Consider the following 19,034-nt stretch of genomic DNA (forward strand, 5'->3'; position numbering starts at 1 on the left):
GCTCTGAGGCTGGCTTGTTGGTTTGAGTGTTATGTCAGACGTTATAGTCTGCTTTCGGTGCGAAATACTCGCTTGCGGTGATGGAGAACGTGCCATCTGCGTCTGGCTTCTTGTCAGAGACTACCCAGCGCATAGCGTCCATCTCAGTGACGGTTGATATGATGTAACGTGACGGTGACTGAACATTGTGGCCGTCATAGATATTGAGCTGAATATCAGGAATATCGGCAATAAAGCCTTTATCCGTATCAGTCAGCGCCTGTGCCGGATATTCTCCTGATGAATTTCCGAGGTGATCAGTGATGTTCACCACCATGTCACCGAAAAACTCAATACGCTCACTGGTGCTGAACACATTGCCGGTTCTGCCGGTGATATGTCCGCCCTGCTGATTACTGTCGTAGCTGTCAGCCACCAGAACCATATCGCCGGGATAAACATAATCACCGTCTGCCAGTGTTTGCAGGCTTATGCTTGTCCGCTGGCTGACCAGGCGATCCATTTCCAGCAGTGCACGGTCAATGGCCTGATACTCATTCCGGCATCCGTGCAGGGTGATTTTGTTCGGGCTCTTCGCTGCCCCCTTCACCACCGCACCGTTTTCGATACGGTACTTCAGATAGGTTTTTTTGTTGGTTCGCGGGTTAACATACTCAACCTCAACGCCATCATTCCCGCCCGGCAGCGACATGTCGTATGAGATGCGGAAGTTATTACCGGTGATGTTTGACCGGTTAAACACCGCCGCCGGATACCTCCGCTCTTCCTCACGGGAAAATGTCAGCACACCGTTATCAAAGAATGCCGTCACCCGTGCCACGTTGCAGATTGTCTCGACGCGCTGGCCTAACGATACATCCTCATCATCAAACGTGTAATCAAAGTACCCGAGGCGTTCATCAGGCAGTCCGGCGTAAATCTCATACAACCCGTGCAGGTCGATAGTGTTCTCCGGTTGCTTGCCGGTAACCAGCCACGTATGCGCCACTGCATCCGCAAATGAGCGTGAAGGCCGTTCTGTGTAATCCACTTTGCGGTTGACTATGTCATAACTGATCACATGCCGCGTCACCAGCGCGTTATATTTGCGCTCACGTGAGCTTGTCGGGTTCTCTGTTGCCCTTACGGTCACACGGACAATGGTGTCGTCATTATGCTTCTCATTGAGCCTGCGGCGAATAATATGCGCCTTCTCCAGCTTCAGTATGCTGTGGTCATTACTGTTTTCCAGTCGGGTTAACTGGAATGCATAACGTCCGTAGCCTCCACGTGGAATAAATTTTTCCGTTTTATAATAGTTTTTTGTCTTTGGTGCTGCGGGGAACCCACGGTTATATGATTCCCTGGTACCGGAAATTTCCTCATTGTCATCATCCACCTTCCAGAATTCCATTCTGGCATTGGCATAATCATTTTCGCCAAGTGAAGCATTGATGTGGATCCACAGCTCACCGCCCTCCATTGGTGAAAAGAACGGTCCCACCGTCAGAAACTGGTTGTCATAGAGAATGAATTTCGAGGTGTTAATCACAGCATCCGGAGGCAGCGCTGCTAATTCATTGCCTGCAAGATCGGTGAAGAAAAATTCATAATACTTTTTCGGAAGTATGAGCGACCCGTCATCACTTTTTTTCACTTCAGACAAATAGGCATAAACTTTGATATCTTTTGTGATCGGCGTTGTTGGCGTGTTATACGACACACTGACAATAATCGACACTGATCGCGGCTTTATGATGTCATAGAAATAGTCGAACTCATCCTGTCTGGCGATTTTAATCATTGCCTCTCCGCCCTTTATCTCGCCTGATATGACCTCATTCGCCGTTGCCTGATACTGCGGAATCTCGTCACTTTCATTCGGGCCCGGCACTTCCTGACCGTCAACATCATGAAACTCGAATCCTTCAAATATCTCAGGGATATTCTCACCCGGCTGAAATATCTGATAACTCGCACCGTCCAGCGCGGTTAATTCTGATTCCGAGTATTTTACGTTTTCGATATCAAACTTACCGATACCGAAGTTCATCCACTCCGTGACTTTTTTCTTGTTATCGATGTACTCAAACAGCGATTGCTGAATCAGATCCGGATATGCTCTCACCTGACCGTGAATTTCCGGGCGGGCCTGATAGGTTCGCGCAACGTTTGTTTGTCCTGTGAGCCGGTTATTCGGGCTGTCTTTTACGTTTGCATCTGCAGATGTGAATGACGGCGTTTTCGGGGCCAGAAAGGAGAATACCTTCGTCACCAGTTTAAATACCGGGCTCAGCAAATCTCCGATGGCACCGCCTTTCGGCTGGTCAAATACCTGAATGTGGTGCAATTCAGAGACAACAAAATCAAGGCTGTCGCTATCAGTCAGCTGCACACCATTGACCATGATCACAACGTCACTGCTGATATTCTGCTCTTTCAGCCAGTCAAAAAAAAGAGAGCCGGATTTTACTTTGACTCTCTCTTTCGGTGTTCCCGGCAGGCGCTGAATTTCAATTACCGGCATAAGTCATAAACTCCACTTTGCTGTAAATACGCTGAATGGTCAGCAATCTGTCAAGACGGACATGTCCGTTATCACCCCGGCTGTGCAAAACCATTCCGCCAAGCACAATGCCAACGTGTGCCGGTACTGAGCCGTTATAAGCAACAAATATCCCGCCGCTTACCGGATGGTCTTCCGTCTTCCAGAAATCCACCTCATTTTGATAACAGGTCATAAAATCACTGTCTGATTCATAACCGCTGTCGTGATGAATTTCAGCGCCGACAACGTACCGGTAATAGAGCGCCACAAGGCCCCAGCAGTCACACGCTGTAAATGAACACGCCCGGTTAACCCACGGAACCCCGATCATTCTGTCTGTAAATTCGTCTGTCGTCATACGGCCTCCAACCCAGGCCACTCCTGCGGCTCATAAATGCGTCCGACATTTTTATTCAGCGGATTTGTCATCGACAGTGTCATTGATACCGCTTCCGCATCCAGTGAGATATCTTTCGCAAACAGTTTCCAGCGCACGATTGCCGTGCCTTTGTCAGCCTCATCAAACAGCCGGTATGTCACCTCGACCGGGACCATCCGTGAATATGACCGCCACGCTTTTAGCTTCTGCTTAAACTCATAAGCCACGCGGCTGAATTTTACACTCGCGTCAATGATCGGCGTTTTACTCTGCTGACTCTCAGACATCTCAAAGTTGCACGGAAAATATTCAATGCCGCCGAGTGTCTTCGGAAAAATCTGGTGAGTGATCAGGTAAATATCGCCGAATGACGGGTGTGATAGCTGAAGTGTTTCGTACAGGATGCGGTTTGGTCGTTGTGCGCGGAACTCACGCAATGTCGGCATTATCCCTCCTTACACCGCGGCAGTGTCTCAGTGACAATAACATCCAGCCAGCTGCCGAACGGCGGCTGGAACTCGATAATCACATCACCGAATTCATCATCATCGTTATGCAGGTTTTTACAGATAACCTGACCGGCCCATGTGACTGACGCGCCGTTAACACTGGTTTGCACCGGATAGGACACAAAATGCAATTCCTGCTCCTGCAATCCGCTGCCGCCGATGTCGATTTTCATCCGGAACCACCGGTTACAGTTATCCAGATAATCAGGATGACGCAGCCACTGAGCAAACGCCCGCTCCTGTACCAGTGTGAATATCCATGTGACATTCCAGACCGTTTTCAGGTCATCTGTCAGTTTCTGGAATATCGGCGCGCCGACCTGTGGCTGATCTGTCATGTAACCGGTGTCGATGGTCATGTTTTTATCTGACTTCTGCGCCAGAGGAAGCCAGTCAGGATAGTCTATAATCATCTCACCCTCGCAGATGCTGTTGTGTTTCGTGTAATGGCGCTGTGCATCGGCCCTTTGTTTTCCATGTCCGCGATAAACACATCTATGGTCATGCCGTTGCTGTCCTGTCTGGCCTGAGCATCAATCCTGTTACCTCCGGATGAGTAGTCGTTGATATTCACCGTCACCGGCACCTGCCCACCGCCGATATCACGGTTACTGATGACCTTGCCGTTATCGCCCGGAATCATGTACTGATTACCGTTTGACGCTTTGAATATCTCAGGCTTGCCGCCCTCTCCAACCCGGTACATTTCACCGGCAGATACAGGACCACCATCTTTACGCGCCCCGGCAATCGTCAGTGCTTTCATTCCGATACTGGTTGCCGCGCCAGTCGCCTGAGCAGCAGTATATGCACCGAGACCACTGGCAGATGCCGCCCCCATCGTTGCGATAGATGCCGCGATAGCCGCCGGAGTCCACGCAGCCAAAGCCGCAGCACCACCGGCAACAGCTGCTGATGCGTTTGCTGCCTGAGTGGCAACGCCCAATGTCTGGCCGAGGATGAAGTTTTTAGCCATCTCCACGCCTACCTGAACGATAGAGTTGACCACACTGTTAAGCATGGTGTTACCCAGCGACCGCGCAGCGTCACTCCAGCTCATGGTTTGTGTGATAAGGCCGGTGATAGCGTTGGACGCATTCCCTGAGAAAGAATCAACCGCTGATGTGAGCATGTCATAGCCGAGGCTTTGCTGACTCAGTAACTGCCACTGTGCCGCTGTGCGCTGCTCGTCATACTCTTTGTTGGCCGCATTCATCAGCGCCAGCCCCTGCTGCTCTGTGATGACGCGCTGATTCATGTAATCTTTAATCAGTGCCAGTTTCTGAGCGTGCTCATTTGCCAGCGCCTGAACCGGATCAACCTGTGCCGCCATTTCCTGAACAGGAGAGACAACTGATTTCGCGTTTTCCTCTGCTGCCTTTTTTGCGTACTCTGCGTTAATTTCAGCACGGCGCTTCTTCGACTGCTCAAACGTCACATCACCGGCTTTTAATTGCCGCTCAAGTTGCGCCAAATCATCGTCACGCGTCTGCTTTGCTTTGGCTAACACGTTGGCATCAAGTGCTGCTTTCTGGTCTGCTGAACGCTGCTCAATAGCGAATTTCTCTGCTGCCAGTTTTTCAGCCTGGGAGATTTGTACCGGTGTGGCATCATCACCCAGCGTTTTGGCTGCATCGTATTTTGCCAGCTCAACAGAGCCTTCTTTGTAGCCCTGATTTAACCGGTCTACTGCGGCCTGTTGGTTTTTCAGTGCATCGGCGACTGAGTTAGTTGATTTGAGAGCATCGGACGCGGATTTCTTACCAGTGCTATCCCTTTTTTTCTCCGCCTCTGCAAGATCATAATTGGCACCAATCAGATCTAAAGCTTCCTTCATTTGGTCAGAATCATCCAGCGTCCCGGCCTTTAACTGTCGCTGTCTCTCTGCTGCTAAGGCTCTTTCTCTTTTGTCAGTGATAGATAGCAACTCATTCTGTTCTTTGATTTGCTGAATATACTTATCACCTTCTTCTGACCTGAACTTCTGATTATTTAATTTTGAGTTGAGATTGTCCTGCTCATCAGCGGCACTACGCATCTGACCAGCAAGCCATTGAACCATGTTGGCAAGCTTGCCAGCGCCGTCAGTTGCACCGCCAAATATTTTCTCTGAATCTCCGACCCTTGCATTCACCTCGGCCGTAGCCTGAGAAAGAAAGTTTTGCATGTCATTCAGCTTATTCGTGGCGACTTCAAGCTCAGCTGTTTTAATTTTTATTTTGTTGAGGATTTTTTCCCGATCTTTCTCCGCCCCTGCAAGGCTGTAGTTCCTTTCTCCGGCTTTATCGTACTGAGAATTAAGGTCTGCAATCTCACCTTTCAGGTCTTTTACTGCGCCTTCCTGAACCTCAATATTTTCCGTTGTTTTACCGATCGCGCCGTTCAGAGCATCAAACGTAAGCTCTTTCAGCTTTCCGCTTAATTCACCCAGCGAATCGGCAAAATCAGATGCATCCTGCTTCGCCTGCTTTGAGCTTTCACTGAAATACATGATCGCGGCACCGGCCAGCATAGCAGCGCCCATCGGACCACCGATTAATGCCAGCCCACCACGCAGCACTCCCATAACTGCAGAAGCATTGCGTGCAGCCACAGTAGCAGCCTGTGATGCAGCGGCTTCTGCCGTCAATGATTGCGCATACGCAATTGACGCATTGCGGGCGATAGTCTTTTTGGCATTGAGGTTATCCAGCGCCATTGCTTCAGCAGAACTACCTCGAGCAACGTTATACTCAGCCTGAGCAAGAGCAACCGCTGATGCGGTAGACTCTTTATCTGCCAAGGCTTTACGCCTTTCTGCTGTCGCTGCATATTCAGCCGCTTTTGCTGTTGCAGCATTGGCCTGAGCCTGCTTAACGGAGGCCGCGGCATCAAGTATCTTTGTTTTAATGGAAGCGGAGAATGCACCAACAAGCCGAGCTCCGACAACAAGAGCAACCACGTTGGCGATATTTGCAAAGGTGTCAAAATTCGCGGTGATATCAGCGAATGCGGCCGACATTGTCCGTGTTACGCCGTATGCCTGATTTAATTCCCCGTAATACGCTTTCGCTGAGTTGGCTAATTTAGTAAAACCATCAGCGACAGTGTTATCCATAGAATCGGCAAGAGCATTGTTTTCTTTGCGGGCGGCAATCATGGCGTTGGCAAATATCTGCATAGAGATACCGCCTTCCATTGCCATTTTTTTAACGTCATTCTCGGTGATTTTTATCCCGCCGCGCATACGTGATATTTCTTTTGCGATATCGTTCACTACCGACGGCGTGGCATTCAGTACTGCATGCCAGTCGTTACCTTTCAGCGTACCGACCACCATTGCACGGTTCAGGGAGGCCATTGCTGACTCTGTCTGTTGTGCGCCGGTCGCGTTAGCGGTGAATGCTGAAGACAGAGATTCGATGTAATCAACGGTCTGCGTGGTGTTGTAACCAAGCTCTTTCATTGAGGTTGCAGAACCGGCGTACAACCCCTGCACTGTCTCGATAGCCTTACCGTTTCGGTTGCTGACCTCCAGAAAACGCTTCTGAATTTCTGAGTAACGTTCAACATCACCTTCAACGGAGTTGAGCGCCATCTTGATCCGCGCCGCCATCTGACCCCATTCATCGACAGCATGAATAATCGCACCGGCAGACAGCGCTGACGTAACCAGGGCAGCGGCTTTTGAGAGTGAAAACATGGCATTTTCAGTATCGTTAACCGAGCGAGTGGCGCGGTCAAAACCACCTTCCATACTCCGCAGTCGCTGATCCAATTGACGCTGTGATGTCAGCAACTGAGCAACATCCATCTGCACTTGATATACGATTTCGCCTACTTGTGCCATTTACCGGCTCCTTAAAATGAAAAACCCCGCCGGAGCGGGTTAATTTTTCAATGTAATGACTAACTTTTGTTATCATACCTTTTCATTAATCCCAGCTTGCTTCAGTATGCCATTTGCAGTATGTCTGTTATCCAAATTGTACGGAACCGTCACTTTATTATTATCCTTTGACCATATATCGTGAGAGCCTTTCCCTGACCTTTCAAGTTTCCAGCCATTATTAGCGAGTATTTTTACAACCGCACTATAATACCCTTTCTTAATTTCCGCTTCACTATACTGATACCTATATAAGCCATCATCACTCATACAATATTCCTCTTTAGCTTGATGACTAATATTATCTTATTAAATATTAATGCCAGCAAGATTATCTCGCCTTCCTGCTCACCAACCGGCGCTTGCCCTTAATCAGATCATCATTACGGGCATCGTCGGCCTTGGTGATGGCCTCATACTCATCAGCAGTGAAGCCTTTCTCATCTGGATATTTCGCTTTCAGCATCATCACGAACTCGGTCATTGTGAGTTGTTCCGCTTCGCTGCGGGTGATGTTGAAATGCACACGGGCGGCACTGATGTATTCGACGGCGTGGAACTCGTCGGAGTATTCGTGGCCTTCATGCCGTTGCAGCCTGCGCACCTTGGCCTTGCCGATAATGCCGTGGGTCATTAGCTCACGCGCCAGCAGGATGATGTCGCGGTAATGCATCGCGCCCTGCCGGTACACCATGCCGGATTTGCCCGGTCGCCATTCACCGATAACCTCAGAGCAGTCATCATCACAACATGCCTGCATCACGTTCATTGCTGTCGATAAAATGCTGCGTCCGTAAACCGGTTTATTTAACAGTGTAATCAGCCATTCAGGAACCGCCCCGTAAGCGCCCACAGCAGACGCAATAATTTGCTGTACCTCTGCGCCATTTAATCGCGTAAATGCGCTCACAACCTCTTTTGGTGCTCCGATTCGCGTCATGGCATCCAGTGACGGGCGGAACAGATAATCATTTTCGGCAGTGGATATCACCATCTCGCCGTATTCTAAACGCGGTGTCATATATCCTCCTGAGCATTATCAAGGGCACCCGGAGATGCCCTTTGTAATATTTAGGCCGCAGTGACTGTAACGACACACTTCGCTGTTTTGCTTCCATCTTCAGATGTGACAGTAATATTCGCGGTGCCGGCAGCAACACCGGTGACAGTGACAACATTCAGCAATTTACTGACGGTGGCGAAATTAGGCTTATCGCTGACCACTTCGTAATTTTTGTTTGTCGCGTCAACCGGATTAAATCCGACCGTGAATGTTGCAGTTTCACCGGCTTTCACTGTCAGCGTTGCAGGATTGGCGGCGATGCTCTGCACCACGATTTCTTCCTGTAACCACTCAAAGCTGTCAGCGTCTGCTACTTTCAGCTCACCGGAGTACGTGGCGATCTCTTTGGTCGGGAATTCCATCGACCATGATGTGAAGTTCATGTAACCCTGAATCACATCACTACCGTCGCCTTTCATGTCGAGCTGCACCCAATATGACGGCTGACGGCTGGCTTTGACTTCAGCAAGGATTTCTTTGGCGATATCAAAAGCAGACGTGGAACCATCAGCACCTTTGCGCTTCAGCTCGCCATCAAACTTAATGGTTAAATCCAGACCGGTCACGATGGCTTCGGTCAGCCCTTTTGTGTCGTCTGCTTTGGAAGTAACCGTTTCAGTACCGTAATCCAGCCCTTTACTGGTCAGTGCGCCGAGACGCAGAAACGCTGACTGTTCAGGAACCGTGCCGTGGCAACCGGGCGCGATACGGAGAATCCCCGCATTACCCATCACCAGGCCTTTATCATCAGGGCATTGTGCCATGTTCTAACCTCTTTATTTGCAAATAAAAAAGGCCGCATAAGCGACCTGTTTGAAGTGTGTTTGTTCAGGATGTACAGCGGAAAGCCAACTGCATGATGAACCGGCCTTCTTCTGTCGGTACCGGCTTAGGCATGCCGCCAAGGTTGTAGATTGAGTTAAGTTCGCAGTCCAGTGGGTGAGACGCTACATAATCAAGGATATCTTTCGCCCTGATTAGCACCGGCTCCGGATCGTTCTGTGCAGATACCAGAATCAGCATTACATTGTCGTCAGCGCCAAGGTCAGAAAATCTGCCGCTGCCGTCGTCCGGCTGAATAACGGCATATTGCTGCGTGCGTGAATCGAGTTCTTCCGTCCATGTCAGGTACTGAACAATGAAACCATCCAGCAGGCCGACGCGGTTCAGATAACGCTCAAACGCTTCGTGTATCATATGCGCATCTCCTGATGCATGGCCGCTTCAATCTCATCGCGACTCTCTTCAAATCCCAGCGTAAGGAACTCTTTTCGCGCAGTGGCGCGCCGGAATGTCTGCTTAACTTTCGGGTCATGAACAAATACCGCGTAGTTCGCAGAATACCCGACACGACCGGTAACGTGGGTGCCGTTAACTGTGATTTCACGGAACTGAGAGTTGATAAGCGTGGATGTATCGATAGGCGTGAACAGCGAGGCCTGAGCGCCACCAATCAGCATTGCCGCCTGTATTGCGCGGGCAACTTTGCGACCGGTGACATTGCCAACCAGTGCATTGATATTGGCGCTGACCTCTGCGATACCTCTGATTTTTGCCGCCATATCACACCGCCGTTATCAGGGTGTAATCATCCGCTATGTGCTCAAATACATCCTCATCACGTTTGATGAATTTGATTTCGTCAGCACCAGCAGATACCGGATCACCTGAGTGCTTACCGATAGCGATAAAATCACCTTTCTTCGCATCAGCGTACTCAGTCCAGAACACCAGTTTGATTGTGATTTCAGAGCCGATATCAATCTTTCCGGCTTTCAGTTCACTACCGTAACCACACAGAAAATGAACCGGATCCGAAAATGTTGGCTTACCGTATTTATCTTTACCGGCAGACCGCCACAGCGTAGCCCATGAGGTATACGCCCAATTTGCAACTGAACTCATTGATACCCCCCGACCACACCGAAGAAGCCAACCGTTTTGCTCGACAACGGCAAATCAGAGAGGCACCCGGCACTGTCCCATGCGCGGATCTGGTTCAGCAGATAATCAGTACCGGCAGAATCATATGCGAAAGAACGGGATGCCCCGTTAGGAGCGCTCTGCGATGATATCTTTCGTGCGCCAGACAATGATGCCAGCCGAACAACGGTGTAAATCAGCAGTAGTTTCTGCGTGGTTTCGTCGTAGTTGGCTTCGAGACATCCGGACTTTGCATTAACCTGACTCAGTAGCAGCGACAGCACAGAATCAGGCAATGTAAACCCGAGTTCCGCAATCATCGGCTTTACGTCGTCAAGAGTTATCTGCATTATTTTTTACCGTTCTGTTTTGCCTTTGGCTGTTCAGGCTGTTCAGGCTGTTCAGGCTGTTCAGGCTGTTCAGGCTGTTCAGAATCGTCGTTACCAGGCGATGCGACTTCAATATCACCAGATGCGATAATTTCAACAAGACCGGCCTTTTCCCATTCTTTCGCGCTTTCATCTGACATTGTCAGCTGGCTACCGGCTTCCACAGGCTGGAAACCGGCACCGGCGAAGAAGTTATTTGAAACGACTTTTACCAGTGCCATAAATCCCCCTTATGCGCTTTTCGCGTGGACAACTGAGAAGTGACCGCTGATGTCCTGTTTAACCATCAGACCAGCAGCGCCCCATGTGCGCCATACGTAATCTGAGTTATAGAACTGGCGCGGGTCTGCGACAGTACCAAACGCCTGACCGACAATCGGAGCGATAACACCGGCACCCAGTGGGATGATCAGCATTTCATTGCCTTTCAGCTCGTAATCTTCTTTGATGTCTTTGATGCCGGTGATTTTCTTCACTTCGTCCAGAATGGTGCGGGTCTGGTTAACGTCGAAATACACGCTTTCCCAATTCGACAGGATTTCACCTGACACATACCAGGTCTGCTCACCGTATTGCAGGTTTTGCAGTTTCAGCACATCACGCAGTTTGATGATTTCGGCGCGGATTTTCTTGCCGTCCTGCTCAGTGGCAAAGTTCACCGTCAGTGTCACCTGGGCTACGCGCTCATCAGCACGAAGGCCTTTCCATGACTTGCCGTCAAACTTGATGAAATTACCTTCGGAATCACGGAACCCATTCCAGATAAAATCAACGTATTTACGGCGGACGGTATCAACAGAATCAGACTGCGCATCGGACAGAGAGGCCAGCGCGGAACCTTTCGCGAAGATTGGGTCACGGAAGCCGAACTTAAAACCGGTATCGTGAATAGGCACCATCGTACCGTCAAAGGTGAACGCACCGGCATCCAGTAACGCACCAATCTGACCGGACATTGACGTATGGGCTACACCACCGCTGCCTTTGCGGGCATACTCATACACGGATTCTTCCAGACGCACGGAGCGGGAAAGCCCCATCAGGTCATTCAGCAGGGTAAACTCGGTATTCGGCTGAAACTCGGACAGAACAGTCTGGTCATATGCTTTATACAGGCGGCGGATGTCATCAACTGCGTTAGCGGCATCAACTCTGATTGCGCCGTTACCGCGTGAATTGGCGCGGATAATGAATTCAGCAACAGCCTGCGCGGATGCGTCACGGGCAATCTGCAATTCGCTAAACTGCGCCATATTTGCTTCAAGGTTGCCGGTTTCGGTCGCTTTTTTAGTTGAAAAATAAAACATTCAGTTCTCCTTACTTGAACACAACGCGAACCAGCTCACCCGCCTTAGCGGTCAGTGCTGAATCTTCTTCGACATAGGCGAATACAACTTCACCTTCCGCAGCGGTGGCCGCTGTGATCTGGCCGTTGGCAACAATCACCGGCTGGCCTTTTTTGTACGTACCGGCAGCAGCGCGGACGTTCAGGAATAATCCCTGCAATGGTTGGATTGCCACCACCCAATCACCGGCCTTCAGGTCGTCATCTACACCTTTGCAGCGCAGGTAATCCATGTTTGCCACGTACAGGATCGCCGACTCTTTACCATCTGCTGAGGCTTTGAACTCGCCACCATCAAAGAAACCGATAGTGCCTGGCTTGGTGTCTGCCGCTGCCGCGCCCTCACGATTTAACAGCGGGTTAGGAAAGATACCGCCCGCATGGATCACACGTTTCATTTTGTTCGCCATTTCGTTTTACTCCGGCATTTCTGATACTGAGGTGGAAGAGTTCTGCTGAGAATGGAACGAACCATTCAGCCCCTGAACCGGTGCACACTGTGCATACAGCTCTTTCAGCGGGTCACCGTCCAGCGCATTCACGGCTGTTTCTGTGAAGCCAAATTTGGCCTTAACTGCTTCACGCATGGCTGATTTTTCTTTGTCAGCGTTTGCGTTTAACTGGCTTTTAAGTGCGCTGATTTCATCAGTGAGCGGCTTGAGTGCGGCATTCACTGCTGCGGTGACGTCATCTGTGTTAGTGGCCTTGTCTTTGGCCTCTTTCTCCGCTTTCTCACGCGCCGCTTTCTCTTCCGGCGTTTCTTCGCCGTTGGATTCATTGGCGATCATCTGGTTGTACGCATCCATCAGCTCAGCATCGGATTTACCCTCTGTGTCGATGCCTTTTGCCTTCAGCGCGTTTGTGATGATTTGTTTCATCGGGTCGTTTTCCTTATTGGTTTTTACTTCGTACTCTGTTGGCTTGCGCACAACTTCAATGGGCTCACCGACAAGATCAGCTTCGCCGTTGTCGTCAATGAGATACTTTTGTTGGTAGGTTTTACCGGATTTGTAGTAGATGAATTTGTCAGGCCAGACTGTTTCCGGATAAGGCCAGTCGTCACCTGATGATTGCTCTCTCAGGGCATCGCGCAGTGCTTTGTGGATATCCTCGAAAGAGAAGTTTGAGCCGTTGGTGAAGAAGAACTTCGTTTTGTTGACAATGCCTTCTTTCATGCAGTTCGCCGCATCAATCAGGCTGACATTTTCGATACCGCATTTCTGCCCGTCAGCGTTAACGAACATCCCGACACCGTCATCAGGTGTGGCCGCGCCGGGCTCACTCGCCGGAAGAATGGCGATGTGGTCAAAGTGCATGTTTCGGGCTACCCATGTATAGGGCTTACCCTTCGACTTGCCTTTGTTCTGCTCGCGCTGTAGCAGCAACCCGGTGGAGACGTGGATCGGGTCCGTGCTGTTACCGGCAATGATGTCATCCACGCGGGCAAGAAATTCCTTCCCTTTCTCTGTGGCATCAGCGAAACGGCGATTAACCTTCACGTCCATGACGACTCTTTCACCATCTTTGCGGACATTTTCAGCCCATGCGCCGATGTGAAACTGGTTTACTGCTCTCGGCGTGTCAGCCGATACGTAATCTGTGCCGATTTTAGGGTGTCCATACGGGCACTGCCGCCCCTCCATCGACTGAAAGCTTTTGTTAATTTCGCTGGCCGGATATAGTCCCCCGTTCATCACAACGTCATCAACAACAGGCACAACGCCGCGAATGACGATATGCTCGTCACCGTCGATGATTTCAGTTGAGATATTGGAGGAGTTGATAGCCAGCGATTTAACATGAATACCCGAAAGCTTCATGTGGTGGCCTCTTTGGTTATGAATCTTCGTCTGTTGACCGGGCTTTCCGCTCTGCTGTCAGCCGGTCAGTAATGCCTTTGTTGTAAATCGTCCCGTCATCATTCAGTAATACCGGCTGTGTCGCGCAGTAGCAGTTAAATCTGTTGCCGCCGTCGGCATAGAACGCTTCGACTTCTTCGACAGTGAACACCTTGCCGTGTCGTGCTGCATGCCAACTGCGCGTCGTCGGTTTCAGTGCAGATAACCACAGCAGACCGGTACGCAGCCCTAATCTCTCACTCGCCCATGTGGTTTCATTCCAGTTTGCACGGCGTAACGCGCCTACCTGTTCCGTCTGAGCTATGCGCTTTGCATTGCTCATTGAGACATCCAGCCGTTGGCTAACGATTCTGGCTGTTTCTCTCGGGTTGACACCTCTGGTTATCGATGTGCCGATGATGTTCGAAAGGTCGGCGCGCGCGGCATCAGAAATGCCTTTCCAGTCGCTGAACGTTGAGATAAACGCTGCGGCTATCTGGTTCTGGTATGCAGGTTGTGACATCAGGTAAGTAAGCGTGGCCTGTGATGCGTACACCTCTGACTGTAGTGACAGATTGGTATACGCATTCAGTGTGCCGCGGTCATACTCAGCAGCGACATGGCTGAACGCCCACAGATTTTCATTCCCACCCTCAAGCAGATACTCATCCAGAATAGATTGCAGCCGTTCAAGGAACCGTGCGTACTCATCAGGCCGCTCAGCGATGTCATACGAATAAACACCGGCGTTAACCCTGATAAGCGAATCTGGTTCATTCTGTGCGTTTTTAGCGAGGATGTAGCTGTAGAGTGAGTTCTGATTTCGTTCTCTGCCGCTGAATGACAGGTCGAACAGTTGACGAAGTGCTTTTTTCAGTCCGTGATACCGGTTTTCGATATCGCGATACATCTTTCTGACTGGCCTTCCTGACTGTGTCGGGTCCGCCTTATTTCTCGGTATTATCGGCGACCCTGTTCTCTGGTTCTTTATCATCAGTTAACGGGTCTCCTTTGGGGCCGGTTTCCGGTGGTGCATCCTCTTCGATTGGTTCAAGCTCACCAACTGCGCGGATTTCATTCGGGGTAAATATCGCCATGCCGAATGCCTGTTGTGATTTCCACGCAGCATCTGCCATCTTGATCATGTTATCGATTTTGTCAGCTTCACTCGGTGCCAGCATGTCAGACCATGCCAGGGTGATATCACCTGACTCTGGTTGCGAAATAACGCCAAGAGTACACAGGCGACCGATGATTTCAGTAACATACTTTGTCTGAAATCCCCAGCGCCGACCGTTCAGGCGTTTACCATATGCCGCACCATCTTTGTCACCGGCCAGTACGCCGGTTTGTGTCCCGAGAAACTCAGAAAAAGGGATGCGTATTGTGGTCAGAAATTCACGAACTGCTACTTCCCATGATGGATTAGGATCAGCAGCAGCAACAGAGAGCACGTTCATGCGCCCTGCCTGCATTACCGCCGCTGAATCCGTACCACGATTGAGTTTGTCGACTTTATCAGCCATTGCTGCGCCGATGTCGTCATACCCCGCTTCCTTTGCTGCTTGTGCAATGTTGCTCATATCGGTAGTAGCATCGAACTCAACAGCAATCTGGCGGCTGGCGTTTTTCAGGAATCCCTCAGCACTGCCACCGGAAATCTTTTCGATATCCAGTAGCTTGTTGAATCCGGCCTTCAATAGTGGGATGCCAGAAAACATATAATCATCATCTGCGCCCTCGCACAGGATGATCACCCGGTCTGGATGTATTTTCTTTTGCTTTATCGGACCGTGGATCTGGTGCCCGACAGGTCGCTCATCAAAATCGTAATACTTCGGCTTACCGTAGTTCTCGGATGATATATCCGTTTCCCATTCAGTTACTTTTAACTGCGGCTCCCATAACGGAATCAGGTTAACCAGCGCCTTTTCACCAAGTCGCTTAACCTCGGTGATATCTACCGGCTCACTCCAGTCTGCGCCGTCTTTTAACTGGATAACCAATGCCGAGTAGTGGCCAACCATATTGCGCCGGTCTGCATCCTTAATTCGCGGCCAGAATCTTTTCAGCAGCCTGGTGACAGATGACTCCCACGGTGTTGTTTCCTTGTTTTCTTTCGATTCATCACCATCAATGATGGTCGGATTATCTTGCCAACAATCATCCAGCAAGCGATGAACTGCTGCATGTGCAACTGCGTTACGCTCATAGGCATTGTAATAATCAGTGAATGACAGTTCTGCCGGATATCCGAACTCCTGATAGAGCGTCGTTCTTTTCGTGTTGCTGGAAATGCCGCCTGATGCATACAAAGCCCGTTGCACCGCCATATTGGCGACACTGTTCACGAGCAATTCCAGCCCTTCATTTTTTGTTGTCACTGAAATTCCTCTTAGAAGTAGAATTGTGCCGGGCGCTTAATGATCGGGAACTGCTTCACGATGTAATAGCCGCCAGCATCATTAGGGTGATCGTTATCAGCCGATTTGTCAGGTTCTCCATTCGGAGCCCACACCTGTTGCTCAAGCGACTCCGTGTAGACAGGACAGCGCTTAACATTCACCTTGTACCGCCGGTCACCGTTTGCATTACAGAACATGGCATTCATTGAGTTAATCCTGTCTTTAACCGGTGGGTTTGACGCATTAACAACTACGTTAAATCCTGCTTCACGCAGTTGAGCCAAATCTGTTGCGCTGGCGTTGTTGGATTTTCTGGATTCCCCGGAGGCATCAGGGTAGATGTAAATTTCACGCACCTTGTGATAATCACCATCGGTATACAGCCAGAACCGGTCTTTGATAATGCGGATCATATCCGGTGTGTCGTAGGCGTTGATGATTTCTGTTACTGCGTGAGGTAATCCAAGGCGCAGCACATGAACCACACCAGCCATTTTGCCAACGTTAAAGTCCATTCCTATATACAGTGGCTCACCTGGCTGCTCTTCTTCCTCACTGTTATTCAGCCTGCGGTCAAAGGTGTGATAGATGGTGCCACTGGTCAGGTTTGTGAATTGTCCGCGCAGATATGCTTTGATTAGCTCTGGCGGGTAAGAGTCCATCAGTGACGGAATGTAATCCGCTGGCAGATTCTTTTCATTGTCGAACGTTGAAGCCTGCACCAGACCGTAGAGCGTTGTCAGTTCAGGTTTATCGCGTACAGCTTTCACGAACTGCTGATAAACGAACTTAAACCCTTCCGGCGTGGTGGTGACATCAATGCCATTGCGCAGTCCGTCAACCTTATAGCGCATACGGGCAATGATTTTACGCCATGCTTTTTGAGCCTTATCCGCTTTCATGACATCAAACTCATCAATCAGCGCATTACCAATCTTGAATCCGACTATTGTTTCCGGCTTCTCCATCGACCGACAGATTGTCGTGCCGCGATACCGCTTACCCTCATAAAAGTGAACTTCTTTATTACTCTCGTTCACCTTTACTTTCAGGCCCCAATCGAAAGCGACTTCTTCGACCGTGGGATAAAAAATGTCTCTGATCTGCGGGTATGTTGGCGCGAAGTACCCCTGGTTAATTCTCGGATGCTCCCACATGCCTTTGCAGATACCACCACACCCTACCCACGTCTTACCGGAACCGAATCCGGCAACGTATGCCCTGAATTTATTCGGCATAGCCAGAAATCGTGACTGTGGGATATTAAGGGTCGGCGCTATCATCTTCTCTGACCCTCGCATCTATCACATTGATGTTTATTGCAACCGGTGTCGGTGTGTCGTTCTCATCATCCTCCGCCAGTTCGCGGCCAAGTTTGTCCGATTCAAGATTGACCTTGTTCGTTGCTGCTTTGCGGTAATTAGTGTCCGCAATAATTTTAAGCAAACTTTCTTTATCCAGACCAAGCGTTGATATAGTCCGCTCCAGAGACTCTATCCGAGCAATATTCCGGTCTAATGCCTGCTCAGTATTAACCAGTTGCCGCGCTATTTCGCTGCGCACTTCAGCCTCTTCCGCCGATTCAAAGTCAGTGCGCAATTTGCCAAGAACCTTTGTTACTGAAAGCGCCCTCGCACGGATAAAAAGTAACTCCTGAATTAAATCTAGCCCAGCGGCATCCTCAAATAACTCGTCAGAGTCAGGCATGTACTTTGAATATCCAGAGTGCTTTATTGCTGCCCGATTCCCGCGTTCAAACATGGGGGCGGTATTTGAATTACGCTTATTTGGATTGCGCACTTTGCGCGTTCCGTTTTGCGCACTTTGTGCATCCTTCTGCGCAGTTGGTTTTTTAATGTGTCTGCGAGCGGTTGCGTAATTCAGACCCTGAGACTCACACCACTCTTTCGGTGATATCCCTGTAGCGGCATGGTCAGACAGGAACTGTTTTTGTAGCTCGCTCCAGTTTGATCCTGCCATAATTGTTCCTTACTTTTTCTCAATCACCTGAATATATCTGATGTCACCAGTTCATCAGGTGCAATATATATTTATGAGCTGTCCGTACCAGCAATATTGATAAGCCTGTTCGTAATGAGCAGTTCTTTCGTGGTTATCAATCTACTCCATGCCGTACCGTCTTTATTTTGTATGCACAAAAAAGTGAAACAAAATATGTCAAATATTTTTGATACTCCCGGAAAGGCTTGAAATTGTGGCTTACATCGACAAACGCAGCATCGCTATTTTATATAGTTTTAGTTACTTGGCATTCGAGTAACTTTACTTTAAAGTAGTAGTCTGTGGTATGTATAGTACCGTGCGTTACAGCCCCTCTAACCAAGGATGGTTAGAGGGGAATCATTACTCCTTCATTTGTTCACGCTTATTGTAAATCCCTGCGATTCCCAAACACCTCATCTTGTTATGACGCCCCTTAGATTCACTGTAATTACTTTAAGGCTACCCCTTTAGTTTTTTTTTCGTCATACCGATAGTTTATATGAGTGCTTATTCATTCATACATACATATATCAAAGGATCTAATATGCCACAGATTATTAATACCAACGCCATGAGCCTGGTGGCTCAGAATAACCTGAACAAATCACAGGCTGCTCTGGGTACTGCTATCGAACGTCTTTCTTCCGGTCTGCGTATCAACAGCGCAAAAGACGATGCTGCGGGTCAGGCGATCAGTAACCGTTTCACCGCTAACATTAATGGTCTGACTCAGGCATCCCGTAACGCAAACGACGGTATCTCCCTGGCGCAGACGACTGAAGGC

The 19,034-nt window shown here is 49.6% G+C and carries 19 protein-coding genes and 3 pseudogenes; 1 reads left to right on the plus strand and 21 read right to left on the minus strand.

From position 1 onward, the window contains the following. Positions 1-34: 34 nt before the first annotated feature. The 21 genes and pseudogenes from N7387_RS18190 to N7387_RS18290 all read right to left on the minus strand — a co-directional run. On the minus strand, positions 35-2,506 hold the full coding sequence (locus N7387_RS18190) for a host specificity factor TipJ family phage tail protein (RefSeq protein ID WP_279800583.1): 2,472 nt from the start codon (positions 2,504-2,506) through the stop codon (positions 35-37). Further along, entirely contained in the window at positions 2,493-2,885 is a 393-nt protein-coding gene (locus tag N7387_RS18195) for an NlpC/P60 family protein (RefSeq protein WP_279800584.1), read from the minus strand. Before N7387_RS18195 ends, N7387_RS18190 begins: the two co-directional genes overlap by 14 nt. Next, positions 2,882-3,352 carry a DUF1833 family protein gene (locus N7387_RS18200; RefSeq protein ID WP_279800585.1) on the minus strand — a complete coding sequence of 157 codons (471 nt, stop codon included), beginning with the start codon at positions 3,350-3,352 and terminating at the stop codon, positions 2,882-2,884. The genes N7387_RS18195 and N7387_RS18200 overlap by 4 nt, the downstream gene beginning before the upstream one ends. Then, positions 3,352-3,828 (minus strand): hypothetical protein, encoded by a 477-nt coding sequence (locus N7387_RS18205; protein ID WP_279800586.1) that lies wholly within the window; start codon positions 3,826-3,828, stop codon positions 3,352-3,354. The genes N7387_RS18200 and N7387_RS18205 overlap by 1 nt, the downstream gene beginning before the upstream one ends. Continuing rightward, positions 3,825-7,244: a tape measure protein gene (locus tag N7387_RS18210; protein ID WP_279800587.1), complete on the minus strand. Its 3,420-nt coding sequence runs from the start codon at positions 7,242-7,244 to the stop codon at positions 3,825-3,827. Before N7387_RS18210 ends, N7387_RS18205 begins: the two co-directional genes overlap by 4 nt. 72 nt (positions 7,245-7,316) lie before the next feature. Then, the gene (locus N7387_RS18215; RefSeq protein WP_279800588.1) at positions 7,317-7,553 is read right to left on the minus strand and encodes a type II toxin-antitoxin system HicA family toxin; all 237 of its coding nucleotides are present in this window, start codon (positions 7,551-7,553) and stop codon (positions 7,317-7,319) included. 61 nt (positions 7,554-7,614) lie between these two features. Further along, the gene (locus tag N7387_RS18220) at positions 7,615-8,304 is read right to left on the minus strand and encodes a DUF6246 family protein (RefSeq protein ID WP_279800589.1); all 690 of its coding nucleotides are present in this window, start codon (positions 8,302-8,304) and stop codon (positions 7,615-7,617) included. Positions 8,305-8,354: 50 nt separating this feature from the next. Then, a complete protein-coding gene (locus tag N7387_RS18225) occupies positions 8,355-9,110 on the minus strand; it encodes an Ig-like domain-containing protein (protein WP_279800590.1) in 756 nt (251 codons plus the stop codon). 64 nt (positions 9,111-9,174) lie between these two features. Then, on the minus strand, positions 9,175-9,543 hold the full coding sequence (locus N7387_RS18230; protein WP_279800591.1) for a hypothetical protein: 369 nt from the start codon (positions 9,541-9,543) through the stop codon (positions 9,175-9,177). Then, entirely contained in the window at positions 9,540-9,908 is a 369-nt protein-coding gene (locus N7387_RS18235) for an HK97 gp10 family phage protein (RefSeq protein ID WP_279800592.1), read from the minus strand. The genes N7387_RS18230 and N7387_RS18235 overlap by 4 nt, the downstream gene beginning before the upstream one ends. Position 9,909: 1 nt before the next feature. After that, positions 9,910-10,251 carry a hypothetical protein gene (locus N7387_RS18240; protein WP_279800593.1) on the minus strand — a complete coding sequence of 114 codons (342 nt, stop codon included), beginning with the start codon at positions 10,249-10,251 and terminating at the stop codon, positions 9,910-9,912. Next, entirely contained in the window at positions 10,248-10,619 is a 372-nt protein-coding gene (locus N7387_RS18245; RefSeq protein WP_025154868.1) for a hypothetical protein, read from the minus strand. The genes N7387_RS18240 and N7387_RS18245 overlap by 4 nt, the downstream gene beginning before the upstream one ends. Beyond that, on the minus strand, positions 10,619-10,879 hold the full coding sequence (locus N7387_RS18250) for a hypothetical protein (protein WP_275902756.1): 261 nt from the start codon (positions 10,877-10,879) through the stop codon (positions 10,619-10,621). Before N7387_RS18250 ends, N7387_RS18245 begins: the two co-directional genes overlap by 1 nt. A 9-nt stretch (positions 10,880-10,888) precedes the next feature. Continuing rightward, positions 10,889-11,965, minus strand: coding sequence for a major capsid protein (locus N7387_RS18255; RefSeq protein WP_279800594.1), 1,077 nt, complete (start codon positions 11,963-11,965; stop codon positions 10,889-10,891). 10 nt (positions 11,966-11,975) lie between these two features. After that, positions 11,976-12,413, minus strand: a complete 438-nt coding sequence (locus N7387_RS18260; protein ID WP_279800595.1) for a hypothetical protein — start codon at positions 12,411-12,413, stop codon at positions 11,976-11,978. Positions 12,414-12,419: 6 nt separating this feature from the next. Further along, positions 12,420-13,823 (minus strand): DUF2213 domain-containing protein, encoded by a 1,404-nt coding sequence (locus N7387_RS18265; RefSeq protein ID WP_279800596.1) that lies wholly within the window; start codon positions 13,821-13,823, stop codon positions 12,420-12,422. 16 nt (positions 13,824-13,839) lie between these two features. Continuing rightward, positions 13,840-14,835: a phage minor head protein gene (locus tag N7387_RS18270; protein WP_279800597.1), complete on the minus strand. Its 996-nt coding sequence runs from the start codon at positions 14,833-14,835 to the stop codon at positions 13,840-13,842. Beyond that, positions 14,789-16,225, minus strand: a complete 1,437-nt coding sequence (locus tag N7387_RS18275; RefSeq protein ID WP_279800598.1) for a phage portal protein — start codon at positions 16,223-16,225, stop codon at positions 14,789-14,791. The genes N7387_RS18270 and N7387_RS18275 overlap by 47 nt, the downstream gene beginning before the upstream one ends. Before the next feature lie 11 nt (positions 16,226-16,236). Then, a complete protein-coding gene (locus N7387_RS18280) occupies positions 16,237-17,529 on the minus strand; it encodes a terminase family protein (RefSeq protein ID WP_279800599.1) in 1,293 nt (430 codons plus the stop codon). Continuing rightward, a pseudogene (locus N7387_RS18285) lies at positions 17,510-17,635 on the minus strand (terminase small subunit); the annotation flags it as partial. The gene N7387_RS18280 and the pseudogene N7387_RS18285, both read right to left, overlap by 20 nt. Positions 17,636-18,040: 405 nt before the next feature. After that, positions 18,041-18,226, minus strand: a pseudogene (locus N7387_RS18290) (terminase small subunit); the annotation flags it as partial. Between the two features lie 568 nt (positions 18,227-18,794). Between N7387_RS18290 and N7387_RS18295 the strand changes: the two are divergent. After that, positions 18,795-19,034, plus strand: a pseudogene (locus N7387_RS18295) (flagellin FliC); the annotation flags it as partial.

This window comes from Morganella sp. GD04133, assembly GCF_029835375.1.
GTDB classification, from domain to species: Bacteria; Pseudomonadota; Gammaproteobacteria; order Enterobacterales; family Enterobacteriaceae; genus Morganella; species Morganella morganii_B.